The organism is Daejeonella sp. (genome assembly GCF_044348475.1).
GTDB lineage: Bacteria > Bacteroidota > Bacteroidia > Sphingobacteriales > Sphingobacteriaceae > Daejeonella.
This window is the reverse complement of the sequence record NZ_JBIKSU010000015.1, coordinates 1-14600: the sequence shown is the minus strand read 5'-3', so window position 1 is coordinate 14600 and position 14600 is coordinate 1. Positions and strand designations below refer to the sequence as shown.

Sequence of the window (14600 nt, the reverse complement as noted above, 5' to 3'; positions counted from 1 at the left end):
CCGATAGCAATCGGCTGATAACAGGCAACTGACAACAGATTCTCAAAATTAGGTTTTCTGCTTTTTCTTTTTTGCTGCAGGGAATAAGACATTGTTCAGGATGAGTCTGTAGCCTGCTGAGTTGGGATGTAGATTCAGGTCGGTAGGAGGGTCGCCTACCATGTGTTGATAATCTTCTGGATCATGACCGCCGTAAAATGTCCATTGTCCTTTTCCAAATTCACCATGTATGTATCTGGCCTCATCATTTGCCTTTGTTTCGCCCATAACAAGTACATTGGGCTTAATCACGTTTTTTCTAAATGCAGTTGTTTGACCCATAAACCCTTTTACAACTTTATCATGGTTTTGAGTGAGCATGGTAGGTACAATATCCCATTTTGCCGAGAAATCAAAAAGTGTAAAAAAGTCGTTCGTTCTGTTTAAAGATGGCGACCTAATAGGGGTTGCATCAATAGTTGAAAATTCATTATTTGAAGGATTAAGGTCGAGACTAAAATTCTGGAAGGCCAATGTCTGGTTGAAGTCGAGTTTTGACTGGGCTTTAGGGTCTGCAGCATCTCCGTCAAAAACTCGTTCAGCAATATCAGTTCCGTTAGCTGCTAAGGCAATATCAATGGTTTCTGGTCCAGAGCACATGGCAAACATAAAACCACCTCCAGTACAAAAATTACGAATATTTCTAGCTACTTCCAGCTTCATTTCTGAAACTTTTTTGAACCCATTTCTTTTAGCCGTAGCTTCTTGTAGTTTCACATCTTCAATATACCAGCTGGAATTTCTGAAGGCACTCCAAAAGCGGTTGTATTGCCCAGTGAAATCCTCATGATGCAAGTGAAGCCAGTCATACTTTGGTAAGTCACCTTTTAAAACCTCATCATCATATAGGATGTCGTAAGGAATTTCAGCATAAGTCAAAACCATAGTTACGGCATCATCCCAGGGTAATTTATTCTTTGGAGAGTAAACAGCTATTTTAGGTTCTTTTTCGAGCTTCACCATGTCCATGTTTACAGACGGATCGTTTATCTCATTTAAAATAACAGTCACTTTTGCATCGGCAATAACTTCATAAGACACTCCGCGGATTTTACATTCAGATTCCATGATTTGTGAATATTTCATCAGGAAACTTCCGCCCCGGTAATTCAGAAGCCAATCTGTTTCAAGGCCGTTTTTTAATGCCCAATAGGTAATTCCATAAGCTTTTAGATGATTTTTCTGTTCCTCATCCATAGGAATCAGAATAGAAGCAGCCCTACATACTGAAACAAAAAGTAAGATTAGAAGCGTTAAACGGACTTTTAGCATGTATTCTATTGGCGTTAAGGATGTATTAAAGTTATAAAAAGAAGAAGATATTCATAGAATTTTACCAATTGCCTGAAATAATTAACTTTGTCAACCAATAATAAAGATTGAACTATGAGCAAAGCAATTATAAAAACCGAAAAAGGTGACATGACTGTGCAATTTTATGATCAAGATGCACCCAATACAGTGGCAAATTTTCTGAAATTAGCAAATCAAGGTTATTATGATGGGGTAACTTTCCATCGTGTAATTAATGATTTCGTTATTCAAGGTGGAGATCCAACTGGAACCGGTGCCGGTGGTCCGGGTTATAGCATTGATTGCGAGCTAGATGGTGAAAATCAATTTCATGACAGAGGTGTTCTTTCAATGGCTCATGCCGGAAGGAATACTGGAGGTTCACAGTTCTTTGTTTGCCATAGCCGCAATAACACCGCTCACCTTGATCGTAATCATACCTGTTTTGGCAAGGTGATTGAGAATGTAGATGTAGTAGATGACATTCGTCAAGGAGATAAAATACTAGGAATAGAAATTATTGAAGAGTAGACATTAGATCGAAGATAAGAGATTTGAGAATTTACTAATAATTTTCAAAAATCTCATATCTCATATCTCACATCTCAAATCTAAAAAAGCATATGAATTTAAGAGGACTAGTTTCTGTTTCCGGCAAACCGGGGTTATTCAAATTGATTGGGCAGAATAAATCAGGCTTTATCCTAGAAACACTGGATGAACTAAAGAATAAAATTGTAGTGAATATTAGTACTGCAAAAATGGCCTCTTTAGAAGATATAACTGTTTTTGGTGAAGATTCTGATCTGAAATTGAGTGATATATTCTCTAAGATGAAGGAAAGTAAGAGTATTCCTGATCCTAAAACTGCAGATGGTAAGGTTTTACGTTCATTTTTTATTGAAGTAGCACCAGATCATGATCAGGAACGCGTTTATGCTTCAGACATGAAAAAGATTATTACCTGGTTTAACACCATTAAGGATCTTCCATTATTTAATGAAGCAGCACCTGAACCTATTTCTGAAGCTGCCGCGACCGAGTCATTGCTGAAAAAGCCAGAGCCAGTTATCATGGAGAAACCAAAGGCTACTAAAGCACCTGGAAAAAGCACAACAAGGCTTTCTCAAAAATCTAAATAATAGATTCATAAAATATTCAAGGCACTATTTTCTTATTGAAAATTTGCCTTTTTTATTGGATCAGAAAAAGTACAGAATTGCAGCTCCTAAGGCTAATCCGATCAGAACAAAGATCCAGAATTGCTTCTTTTCATTACCTGTATTGGCGTACCTGAATCGGTATTTTCTTTTATAATCTGTCATATTTACTGACTTAATCGTGGTGATAGGGCTCTCCTTTTAAGATAGTATAGGCACGATATAATTGCTCAACAAAAAACAATCGAATCATTTGATGTGAGAACGTCATTTGTGATAGTGAAACCTTATCATTACTTCTTGTATAAACTTCTTCGCTGAAGCCATATGGCCCCCCAATGATAAATACCAAATGCTGTTGGCCGCCAACCATTTTCTTATTTAAAAATACAGAAAAGTCTTTGGATGAAAACTGCTTCCCATTTTCATCAAGCAGAATAACGTGATCTGTACTTTGAATGTTTTTAAAGATCAATTCAGCTTCCTTGCTCTTTTGCTGATCTTTTGAAAGGCTTTTGGTGTTCTTTAATTCTGGTATCTCTACTATACGAAACGGAATATAATGTTTCAGTCGCTTTAAATAGATATCAATACCCTCAATAAGATAGTTGTCTTCTGTTTTGCCGATGGTGAGTAGGCTGATCTTCATTATCTTAATAGGGTTACCGAGCCTGATTTATTGATCATGGTTGAATTGAAAACAGTACCATCAATTATAGAGTAATTCATATCAAAGTTAAGATCTCATTTTTGTAAAAATCTTTACAGAAATCATATAATAGAAAAAAGCTTAAGGCCTTATGGTATTACTACAGGCCTTAAGCTTTTAAATGATTGTTTTATATTTTATTGATTCATTCTGATGATATTCAATGCGCCACCAGCTTTGAACCATTCAATTTGTTGTTCATTATAGGTATGGTTTACATTAAATGTATCAGTTGTTCCGTCGATATGATTCAAAACAATGTTCAATGGTTTTGCAGGTGCAAAATCATTTAAACCTGTAATATCAATTGAATCATCTTCACGAATTTTGTCGTAATCGTTTGCATCAGCAAATGTTAAGGCAAGCATTCCTTGTTTTTTCAAGTTGGTTTCGTGAATGCGGGCAAATGATTTCACTAGAATAGCACGAACGCCAAGATGTCTTGGCTCCATTGCTGCATGTTCGCGTGATGATCCTTCACCGTAGTTTTCATCTCCTACAACAATACTTCCAATACCTTTTGCTTTGTAAGCACGGGCTGTTGCTGGTACCGGGCCATATTCTCCAGTAAACTGATTCTTAACAGTATCCGCTTTGTCATTAAAGAAGTTAGTAGCACCGATCAGCATATTGTTAGAGATATTATCTAAGTGGCCTCTGAATTTTAACCATGGACCAGCCATAGAAATATGATCTGTAGTACATTTGCCTTTTGCTTTAATCAGAAGTTTTAATCCCTTGATGTCTGTACCTTCCCATGCTTTAAATGGATCAAGTAATTGCAGACGCGAAGATTTTTCATCAACGATCACACTTACTTTACTTCCATCTTGTGCAGGTGCCTGATATCCGGCATCTTCTACGTCAAAACCTTTAATTGGCATTTCAAGACCTTGAGGTTCTTCAAGCTTAACCTGCTCACCAGCTGAGTTGATCAGGGTGTCGGTCATCGGATTAAAAGCCAAGTCTCCGGCAATGGTCATTGCAGTAACCAGTTCTGGCGAAGCTACAAATGCATGCGTATTTGGGTTTCCATCGTTACGCGATTTGAAGTTCCGGTTGAATGAAGTGATGATTGAGTTTTTGCGGGTAGGATCATCACTATGACGAGCCCATTGTCCGATACATGGACCGCAGGCATTTGCCAGAACTACTCCGCCCATATTTTCAAAGGTTTTCAGGAAACCGTCACGCGCTACTGTATAGCGAACAAGTTCAGATCCTGGAGTAATTGTAAACTCGGCTTTAGAAATCAGTTTCTTATCTACCGCTTGTTGTGCAATAGATGCGGCTCTTGAAATGTCTTCGTAAGAAGAGTTTGTACATGAACCAATCAAGCCAACTTCTAAGGTTTGCGGCCATCCATTTTCTTTAACAGCAGCTGCAAATTGTGAAAGCGGCCATGCCATATCCGGAGTAAACGGACCATTGATATGTGGTTCAAGTGTTGAAAGGTCAATCTCAATAACCTGATCGAAATAATTATGCGGATTAGCATAAACTTCATCATCACCTGTTAAATGTTCTTTTATTTGATCAGCTAATCCTGCAATTTCTGCACGTTCAGTACCTTTTAAGTAGGTAGCAATTTTATCATCATACCCAAAAACTGAAGTGGTAGCTCCAATTTCAGCACCCATATTACAAATTGTTCCTTTTCCTGTTGCAGAAAGAGATCTAGCACCTTCGCCAAAATATTCAACAATAGCACCTGTTCCACCTTTTACTGTAAGTATACCGGCAACCTTCAGGATCACATCTTTTGCAGATGCCCAGCCAGATAATTTTCCGCTTAGTTTAACGCCGATAAGTTTAGGGAATTTAAGTTCCCAAGCCAATCCAGCCATTACATCACAAGCATCTGCACCACCAACACCTATAGCAATCATTCCCAAACCACCTGCATTTGGTGTATGTGAGTCAGTACCAATCATCATTCCACCTGGGAAGGCGTAATTTTCCAAAACTACTTGGTGAATGATACCGGCGCCCGGCTTCCAGAAACCAATTCCATATTTATTTGAAACAGAAGCAAGAAAATCATAAACCTCCTTATTCTGAGTGTTGGCTGTTTCAAGATCTGAATCTGCTCCAACCTTTGCCTGGATTAGGTGATCGCAATGTACAGTAGACGGAACAGCAACTGTTGGTCTTCCTGCCTGCATAAATTGCAATAAAGCCATTTGGGCTGTTGCATCCTGCATTGCTACACGGTCTGGTGCGAAATCTACATACGTTATGCCGCGTTCATGCGCTTGAGTGGCATTACCTTCCCACAAGTGGGCGTATAATATTTTCTCTGTAAGTGTCAGTGGTTTCCCAACTACTTTGCGAGCTGCCTCAATACGAGGGCCGTAGTTGTTGTAAACCTTTTTGATCATGTCTAAATCAAATGCCATGTTATTTGCTTGATTTTAATTTATTTCTAATTTAACTGCGGGCGAAGTTACAAAAAACGACCTGAAAAATGAAGCGTTTAGTCTATTGAAAGTGTAATAAATCTGCTATTTCAATAAAAAAATGATCTATTCTTCGTAAAATAATTCAAACAGGTTAATTGAAATAAATTAATAAAGGCCTACTAAATACTTAATTCAGGAATTTCTTCTGCTTTATTGCTAAAAATCTGGGAGCCATTATAGAATATATCCCAGGTTACAGGCAATACTTTTTTCAGCATATTGCTTACACCACAGTATTTTTTTTGTGAATCGTTAACGGCTTGTAATGCTGCCTCCATGTTTTCACTTTTCCCTTTAAAATTATAGATCACATGAATAGCAGTATATTCTATTGGAGCTCTCGTACTAATCTCACCTATAACCTTCAGGTCAAAATCATCTACTTCTTTTTCTGCCTTTCTGAGGATGGCCACAATATCCATGCCCGTGCATCCAGAAAGAGCGGTTAAAATGAATGGCTTCGGGATTGGTCCGCTGTCTTCTCCTCCAACTTTCTCAGGAGCGTCCATAACTACTGTATGTCCGTTAACTAGGGCATTGAATTGCATTTTACCCATCCATTGGGCTTCAATTTCGTGTACCATGATCTCTGCGTTTAGGTTATAGGTTATTAATTACTCTGTTTAATTTTTCGCTCACTTCAGAGGCTATGTTGGCCAGGGAATTATTCTGGACAGATACCATAGATGCAACAGGATCTACTGCTGACACCTCCACAATTCCATCTTCTTGCTCCTGAACAATCACATTGCAGGGTAACATGGTCCCAATTTTATCTTCAGCTTGAATTGCTTCAAATGCAAAGTTTGGATTGCATGCACCCAGAATCCTGTATTTTTTAAAATCTATATCTAGTTTTTTCTTGAATGTTGCCTGCACATCAATTTCAGTCAGGATTCCAAAACCCTCTTTTTTTAGTTCTTCGGTAACTTTTGTAATGGCGCTTTCAAAATCTCCATTGATTTTTTTTGTGAAATAGTAACTCATATTCAAGTGGTTTAAATGATTAGATTATGTATCAAAATTGAATTTTTTAAGGTGAATGCTCTGTTACAACTGTTACATTCATTAAGATTCTTAAGAATGAAATAGTATCCTGATTTTTTCGGCCATTCAAAAGATTAGCGATGTTAAAAACCTTCATAAATTACTCCGGAGCTCGGAGTCTCTTTTAATTCGATTTTTATTAATTCAGGTACCAGAGGCTTTATCTTGTGCCATAGCCAGATGGCTAAATTTTCGCTTGTTGGATTTTCAAGGCCAAGAATTTCATTCAATAAATGATGGTCCAGCTTTTCAATTACCGGCTGAATAGATTTTTTCAAATCTCCATAATCGATAATCCATCCACTTTTTTCATCGGGATGTCCTTCAATAAATACCGTTAGCATATACGTATGACCATGCATGTTTCCACATTTATGGCCTTCAGGCACAACAGGCAAAAAATGTGCGGCATCAAATGAAAATTGCTTGTAAATTATCATAGACCAAAATTAGGTCTAAAAAAAACCGATAAAAATGATCCAAATCAGTTTTGTGAGGATAAATAATAAATAATCAAGAATGGTTTTTGAGTTTGAAATTAGGCTAGAGTACTATTTTTAAAGTACTTTGAAAGTAAAACCATTATTGCTTAAATGTTCAAGAATAACAGGCAGGCTATGCTCAAGCCGATCAAAAGCTTTGATACTATCGTGAAATACTATTATTGAGCCATTCCTACTATTTTTTAATACATTATTGATGCAAGTTTGGGTAGTGATTGTTTGATCAAAGTCGCCACTCAGAACATCCCACATTACTATTTCGGTTTCTGGAATTTGCTCTTTGATCGCAGAAATTTGTGATTTTTTAATTCGGCCATAAGGAGGTCTGAACAGTTTGCTGCCTGTAAGTTCCGAGCATTTTTTGATATTGTTTAAATAGTCGTTATTGTTCGTATTCCAGCCTTTTAAGTGGTTATATGTATGATTCCCAATCGTATGCCCTTCTGAAATTACATCTGCGTATATCTTTGGATGTTTATCAATATTCTCGCCAATGCAAAAGAATGTTGCTTTTGCATTAAACTTTTTAAGCGTATTTAATACATAGGGTGTAACAACTGGTATAGGTCCGTCGTCAAAAGTCAGATAAATGCTTTTCTCCTTTCTGTTTTTATGAAAGGTTAATGTTGGGTAGAACCACTGCAACCAAAAAGGAGAATTTATCAGATACAAAGGCTTAATTTTTATTTATCACGAAGATAAATATGTTAACTAATTAATTGGTAGTATTTTTACCCAGATTTTTAATCGAATCAATTTTGTTTAACACGATATGAAACATATAAATGGTCAGTGCTTTTTCAGATGTTCTGTTTACTCTTTTTTACTAATCGCTTTTTCTGCAACATCACTTTCTGCACAGGAGCGCATTACTTTAAAACGTGCTACAGAACTTGTAATCGAAAATAATCTTCAAATCAAACAATCTCAGTTTTCGGAGGCAATATCTGAAGAAAATCTTCAGCAATCTAAACTAGCCTTATATCCTACGCTAAATGCCAATACTGGTTTGAACTTTAATTTTGGTAGAAGTATTGATCCTTTGACAAATCAGTTTGTTAATCAGGCAATTACTTCTACTAGTGGAAATGTATCATCTGGTACTGCATTATTTCAGGGCTTTCAAAAAATTAACCAAATTTCGCAGAATAAGTTACAGCTTGATGCTGATAAGAGCAATACCCAGAAAATTAAGAATGACCTAGTTTTAGCTGTAGTTACTAATTACCTCTCGGTATTAAATGCACAGGATCTTTTACTTGCTTCAAGGCAGCAATTGGCTATTTCTAATCAGCAACTTGATATTGAGCAAAAGTTTTTTGATGTAGGTAGTAAAACACTTGCAGATCTTGCACAAGCCAGGTCGCAAGTTGCCACTGCAGAACTAAATGTTACGAATGCTCAGAATCAGGTTGACCTCTCATTTCTAAATCTTGCCCAATTATTGGAGCTTGACCCATCTTCTGCATTTGAAGTTGAAAAACCTAAGATTGAAGATATGTCAAAGGTTAATTCTGCCTACGCTGCTATTGACGTATTTAAATTAGCATCCTCTAGCTTTCCTGATATACGTTTAGCTGAATTGAGAAAACAGGTATCAGAAAAGGGTATAGAAATTGCAAAAGGAAATTACTTTCCTTCATTAAATCTACAGAGTGGTTTTGGTACTAGGTATTCGAATGGTTCATTTGGAAACAACACCTTTGGCACACAAGTAAAAGATAACTTTAATCAGTTTATAGGTTTTGGATTAAGTATTCCTATTTTTAATGGGTTGGCAGCTCGTTCTTCTGTCAGAAGAGCGAAGATAAATTTCCAGAATTCGGTGATCAATGAGCAGCTTGCAAAAAACAACCTGAATAAGGTAATTAACCAGGCAGTTTACGATTTAAGAGCTGCAGAAAAGCGTTATTATTCTACTCAAACAGCATTTCAATCATCAAAAGAGGCTTTTAATGTAATTGAGCAACGTTATTCTGTAGGATTGGTAAATTCTTTGGATTATAATCAGGCTCAAACAAACCTAAACAAAGCGCAATTTGACCAGATACAGGCGCAATATGATTTTATATTCAGAAGTAAAGTAATTGATTTTTATCTGGGTAACCCTATAACCTTTTAATTAAAACCCCATCCTTATAATTATAACATGGCAAAGAAAAATAATACATTAAAATATGTGCTCATTGGAGCAGGAATACTTGTAGTTGTAGCAGTTGCGGGTAATAAACTCGGCTGGTTTGGTAAAAGCGAGGTTACTCAGGTAGCTGTTGAAAAAGTGGCAAAGCGTACAATCATAGAAACGGTTTCGGCAAGTGGTAAGGTTCAACCTGAAATAGAAGTCAAGTTAAGTGCTGAAGTATCTGGCGAGGTTGTTGAATTACTCGTTAAAGAGGGCGATGTGGTTAAGAAAGGGCAGTTATTATGTAAGGTGCGCCCAGATGTTCTGCAGTCAGGTTATGATCGTGCAGTTGCTTCATTAAATAGTCAAAAGGCATCTTTGGCAAGTACGCAGCAGCAGTTAAAGCAAGTAGAAGCTACTTTTGCTAATACTACTGCTAAATACAAACGTAATCAGGAACTTTTTGCTAAAAAAGTGATATCTGCAGCTGAGTTTGATGCAGTTAAAGCCGAGTTTGAAGGTTCAAAAGCAAGCCTTGAATCAACACGTCAGAATGTTGTAGCTTCTAGATTTGGTGTAGAGCAGTCTAATGCAGTGGTAAAAGAAGCTGGTGCAAACTTAGCAAAGACAACCATCAATGCTCCTGTCGATGGAGTTATTTCAAAATTATCTATTGAATTGGGTGATCGTATCCTTGGTACTTCACAAATGGCGGGTACAGAAATCATGAGAATTTCAAATCTGAGTTCAATGGAAGTGAGTGTAGATGTAAATGAAAGTGATATAAATCGTGTATCAGTTGGTGATTTAGCTGATATTGAGGTTGATGCTTTTCAGAATCAGAAATTTAAAGGAGAAGTTACAGAGATTGCAAGTTCTTCAAGTGTTGTTGGAACATCAACAGATCAGGTTACCAATTTTACCGTAAAGGTTCGAATTTTACCAGAATCTTATGCTAAACTAGTACGTTCTGATGCTGCAAATCCTTCGCCATTCCGTCCGGGATTGTCTGCTACGGTAGATATTCAAACGGAACAATTCTCTGGAATTGCCGTGCCTATTCAGTCTGTAACTACTCGTGAAAAGAAAAAAGAAGAGAATGAATCTGAAAAGGGTAATAAGCCAGCTACAGCCAAAGATGAAAAGGAAAAATTAAAAGATGCCGAACCTGTAAAAGAATATGTATTTGTATACAATGCAGGAAAGGTTAAACAGGTTTTAGTGACCACAGGAATTCAGGATGACACCTATATTTTGATAAAATCAGGATTAAAAGGTGGAGAAGAAGTGATTTCTCTTCCATTTACAGCAATTTCCAAAACCTTAAAGGATAGCGCTATGGTTGAAAAAGTAGATAAAGAAAAACTTTTTGCTGGCGAAAAGAAAAACTAATTTCTAAGAAATTCCTAACTTGTCCCGTTCACAGCATTATTGTGGACGGGATTTTTTATTATGTCGCATACTCAAAATAAGATAGCAGTTGTTGGAGGTGGTAGCTGGGCTACCGCTATTGTAAAGATATTGTCTGATAATCTTATCGATAAGGAAATTTACTGGTGGATGCGCAATAATGATGCAATAGAACACATTCGCCGATATAACCATAATCCGCATTATCTAAGTTCTGTTGAAATCAAGGTGCCTGATGAGAACATTGGCTCAGATCTGAAATCGATCATTGCAGTATCTGACTTGATCCTTCTCAATGTTCCTGCTGCTTTTTTAAAAGAAGCGCTGAAAGATATTAGTTCGGATGATTTGAAAGGGAAAAAGATCATATCGGCCATTAAAGGAATAGTGCCTGATGAAAATATGATCATCGGCGAATTCATGAATCAGCATTACCATATTCCTTTTAGTGATATTATTGTGATCAGCGGCCCCTGCCATGCTGAAGAAGTTGCCCTTGAAAAATTATCGTATCTAACTATTGCTTCGCAGGATAGTACCCTGGCTGCTCATTTTGCTTCAATGCTAAATACACGATACATTAAAACCAATGTTTCGGATGATATTTACGGTACTGAGTACGCAGCGGTCTTAAAAAATATTTATGCGGTTGCTAGTGGAATTTGCCGCGGTATTGGATACGGCGATAATTTCCAGGCGGTCCTTATTTCAAATGCTATCCGTGAGATTGAAAGTTTTGTTAATGCTGTCCACCCAATTGACAGGGATATCAAAGAGTCGGCTTATCTTGGTGATTTATTGGTAACTGCTTATTCCCAGTTTAGCCGTAATCGTACTTTTGGGAATATGATAGGCAAGGGCTATACAGTTACTTCAGCCCAGCTTGAGATGAATATGATTGCTGAAGGTTATTACGCAGTTTATTGTCTGCATCAAATCAACAAAACATATAAAGTGAATATGCCTATCTGTAGGGCAGTTTATGCCATCCTTTATGAAAGGCACTCACCCCAGATTGAGATGAAACTATTGTCAGAACAGCTGACTTGAAGTATTAGCTAAAAGCAGAAAGCAGAAAGTCAAAAGCTAAAAGCCAAAAGTCAAAAGCAGAAAGTCAAAAGCAGAAAGCAAATCGTGCAATCTCAGACTTCATACCTCAGACTTCATACCTCAGATAACAGACCTCTCAAAAGCTAAAAGCAGAAAGTTGTAAGTAATAAGTTGTAAGTAATAAGTTAAAATCAAATCGTGCAATCTCATACTTCATACTTCAGACTTCATACCTCAGACTTCATACCTCCGACCTCCGACTTCATACCTCTGACAACAGACAACAGAACTAGGAATTATAAGTTAAGGAAGTTTCTTGCCTTGAAATGACCGGTATTCATTCTTACTAACCAACTAATTACTAACCAACTAACTAACTCCTATCTGACAACAGACAACAGACAACAGATAACAGACAACAGACAACTGATAACAGACAACTGATAACAGATAATCCTGGTTAAAAACAAAAAAAGGAGCAAAAACTCAGGTTTTAACCCAGTCTTTGCTCCTTATACTTTGCTCTATGTACTTTTAGATGCGTCTGCGTCTTTCTCCGCTTCCGCCTTCACGGCGTCCGCCAGTGCTACTGCTACCGCCACGATCTTCACGGCGTTTGCCTGAGAAGTCGCGGAAACCACCGCCACCGCCACCTTCACGACGTCCGCCACCGCTTCCGCCGCGGTAACCACCGCCACTTCCACCGCCACGGTAACCACCGCCGCCGCCACCACTTCCGCGGTATGAACCACCTCGTTCGCTGCTTCCGCCTTCACGATCGCCGGCCAGTTCTATCCGTACATCTCTGCCTTGGAAATCAACAGATTTAAATCCCTCAATAACCTGATTTACTGCAGATTCTTCAACTTCAAAGAAAGTGAAAACACCTTTTAAATCTATTTTACCAACGCTTTTACCGCTGATCTTCGTATTGTTGCAAATAAAGCCCAACATATCTCCACGAGTAAAATCATCAACTGATCCCAAGTTCATGAATAAACGGGTGTAACCCGGACTTGTACTTGACTTGAATGAACGATCTCCGCGTTCAGCACGATCACCTCTTTCTGTACGCTCATAACCACGATCGTCACCAGAAACATTCAGATCAGGCGCTTTAGAATAATATTCCAAGAAACGGTTAAATTCAAGAGAAGCAAATCGTTTGATGATTTGTTCTTTATCAAGATCTTTAAATTCATCCATAATACGTGGAATGTATTGTTCGATCTGTTCTTCATTCACTTCAACATTATGAACCTTGTGGATCATCGCAAATAATTGCTTTTCGCAAACATCAAATCCAGTTGGAATTTCAGCCTTTGTAAACTGCTTTCCAATGGTACGCTCAATGTGACGAATCTTGCCAAGTTCTTTTGAGTTGATGATCGCGATAGAAATACCGGTTTTTCCTGCACGTCCTGTACGGCCGCTTCGGTGAGTATAGTTTTCAATCTCATCGGGTAATGAATAGTTGATAACGTGTGTTACGTCATTCACGTCAATACCCCTTGCTGCAACATCAGTTGCAATTAATAATTGAAGACTACGATCACGATAGCGCTTCATAACTTTATCTCGTTGTTGTTGTGATAAGTCGCCATGCAATGCATCCGCATTGTAGCCATCTTTCATCAAAGACTCAGCAATTTCCTGAGTTTCAATTTTGGTACGGCAAAATACTATCCCGAAAATTTCAGGATTGAAATCTACAATTCGCTTAAATGCGGCGTATTTATCACGCGCTTTAACGATATAATATTCATGTTCGATATTGACATTTCCGGTATTTTTAGTACCCATGGTCAACTCGAACGGATCTGTCATGTATTTTTTGGCAATACGTCTAACTTCGTTTGGCATGGTCGCAGAAAACAACCAAGTTTTTTTATCTTCCGGTGTGGTTGATAAAATGCTGTCAATGTCTTCCTGAAAGCCCATGTTAAGCATTTCATCTGCCTCGTCAAGTACTACAAATTGAACTTGACCGAAATTAATTGCTTTCCGGTTGATAATATCAAGCATACGGCCTGGAGTGGCCACAACAATCTGTACACCACGCTTGATTTGGCGTAACTGATCTGAAATGTTAGCACCGCCATAAACAGCAACGACTTGAACGTCTTTCATGTTTTTGGCGTAGTTTTTTATATCGCTGGTGATCTGTAAACAGAGTTCACGAGTGGGACAAAGAATTAGCGCTTGTGGATAATTTTCTTCAAAATCCAATAATTCTAATAGGGGGAGGCCAAAGGCTGCCGTTTTACCGGTTCCTGTTTGAGCTAATCCGACAAAATCGTTGCTGCCTGAAAGTAATACCGGGATAGATTGCTCCTGGATTGGTGTGGGATTTTCGAACCCCAGTTCAGTAATGGCATTAACAATATCATGACGGATACCCAAGGTACTAAATGGGTTCATGATAATTTATAAGTGCTCACAGCCTTATTGCTGAAAGCGCCGCAAAGGTAAGGTTTTAATTTGGCATTTTATTATTAAGCTAAAGATGAGGTTTTATGATTGGAGTTATTGGATTTAACGGATTGCTATTTTTTAAGAGTGGTTTTCGTTTTTAATACAAACAAATTTTCTTGTGCTTGGTGTAACCAAGCATTTTATCATTTCATTCCGCTCATAGCCGCGGGGGCCTAGTCCTTTTTCTGTAGGAAAAAAGTACCAAAAATCCCACCGCTGCGCCTGCTGCTATGAAAGGTTCTGCGAAGGCTGGGACTGTAATTGCCGCACCAGTCAATGCGGAAGAGAGGTGAACGGAGGTTCAGTGAATGGACGATTTGTTTGAGATTG

General features: G+C 37.9%; 13 protein-coding genes. 5 read left to right on the top strand and 8 right to left on the bottom strand.

The genetic code is table 11. The features are described 5' to 3' along the window. Positions 1-48 precede the first annotated feature (48 nt). Positions 49-1236: an asparagine synthetase B gene (locus ACIQZ6_RS05610; protein ID WP_395809098.1), complete on the bottom strand. Its 1188-nt coding sequence runs from the start codon at positions 1234-1236 to the stop codon at positions 49-51. A 189-nt stretch (positions 1237-1425) separates the two neighbouring features. Here ACIQZ6_RS05610 and ACIQZ6_RS05605 point away from each other — a divergent pair, with 189 nt between their 5' ends. Continuing rightward, positions 1426-1863: a peptidylprolyl isomerase gene (locus ACIQZ6_RS05605; protein ID WP_395809042.1), complete on the top strand. Its 438-nt coding sequence runs from the start codon at positions 1426-1428 to the stop codon at positions 1861-1863. A gap of 92 nt (positions 1864-1955) precedes the next feature. After that, positions 1956-2474 (top strand): DUF5606 domain-containing protein, encoded by a 519-nt coding sequence (locus ACIQZ6_RS05600; protein WP_395809040.1) that lies wholly within the window; start codon positions 1956-1958, stop codon positions 2472-2474. 193 nt (positions 2475-2667) lie between these two features. Here the strand turns inward: ACIQZ6_RS05600 and rlmH are convergent, their stop codons facing one another. From rlmH to ACIQZ6_RS05570, 6 genes are all read right to left on the bottom strand, one after another. Beyond that, positions 2668-3141: a 23S rRNA (pseudouridine(1915)-N(3))-methyltransferase RlmH gene (gene rlmH, locus ACIQZ6_RS05595; protein ID WP_395809038.1), complete on the bottom strand. Its 474-nt coding sequence runs from the start codon at positions 3139-3141 to the stop codon at positions 2668-2670. Between the two features lie 197 nt (positions 3142-3338). Further along, positions 3339-5600 (bottom strand): aconitate hydratase, encoded by a 2262-nt coding sequence (locus ACIQZ6_RS05590; protein ID WP_395809036.1) that lies wholly within the window; start codon positions 5598-5600, stop codon positions 3339-3341. A gap of 182 nt (positions 5601-5782) precedes the next feature. Beyond that, positions 5783-6247 (bottom strand): OsmC family protein, encoded by a 465-nt coding sequence (locus ACIQZ6_RS05585; RefSeq protein WP_395809034.1) that lies wholly within the window; start codon positions 6245-6247, stop codon positions 5783-5785. A gap of 16 nt (positions 6248-6263) precedes the next feature. Beyond that, positions 6264-6650, bottom strand: coding sequence for a DUF302 domain-containing protein (locus ACIQZ6_RS05580; protein ID WP_395809032.1), 387 nt, complete (start codon positions 6648-6650; stop codon positions 6264-6266). 143 nt (positions 6651-6793) lie between these two features. After that, a complete protein-coding gene (gene queD / locus ACIQZ6_RS05575; protein WP_395809030.1) occupies positions 6794-7150 on the bottom strand; it encodes a 6-carboxytetrahydropterin synthase QueD in 357 nt (118 codons plus the stop codon). 117 nt (positions 7151-7267) lie between these two features. Further along, complete coding sequence (locus ACIQZ6_RS05570; protein WP_395809028.1) at positions 7268-7858, bottom strand: polysaccharide deacetylase family protein; 591 nt, start codon at positions 7856-7858, stop codon at positions 7268-7270. 127 nt (positions 7859-7985) lie between these two features. Between ACIQZ6_RS05570 and ACIQZ6_RS05565 the strand changes: the two genes are divergently transcribed. From ACIQZ6_RS05565 to ACIQZ6_RS05555, 3 genes are read left to right on the top strand one after another with little or no spacing between them, the layout of a single operon-like run. Next, positions 7986-9335, top strand: a complete 1350-nt coding sequence (locus tag ACIQZ6_RS05565; RefSeq protein WP_395809026.1) for a TolC family protein — start codon at positions 7986-7988, stop codon at positions 9333-9335. A 27-nt stretch (positions 9336-9362) separates the two neighbouring features. Continuing rightward, positions 9363-10727 carry an efflux RND transporter periplasmic adaptor subunit gene (locus tag ACIQZ6_RS05560; protein ID WP_395809024.1) on the top strand — a complete coding sequence of 455 codons (1365 nt, stop codon included), beginning with the start codon at positions 9363-9365 and terminating at the stop codon, positions 10725-10727. Between the two features lie 60 nt (positions 10728-10787). Next, on the top strand, positions 10788-11795 hold the full coding sequence (locus ACIQZ6_RS05555) for an NAD(P)H-dependent glycerol-3-phosphate dehydrogenase (RefSeq protein WP_395809022.1): 1008 nt from the start codon (positions 10788-10790) through the stop codon (positions 11793-11795). A 534-nt stretch (positions 11796-12329) separates the two neighbouring features. Here the strand turns inward: ACIQZ6_RS05555 and ACIQZ6_RS05550 are convergent. Beyond that, on the bottom strand, positions 12330-14216 hold the full coding sequence (locus tag ACIQZ6_RS05550; RefSeq protein WP_395809020.1) for a DEAD/DEAH box helicase: 1887 nt from the start codon (positions 14214-14216) through the stop codon (positions 12330-12332). Between the last annotated feature and the right edge of the window lie 384 nt (positions 14217-14600).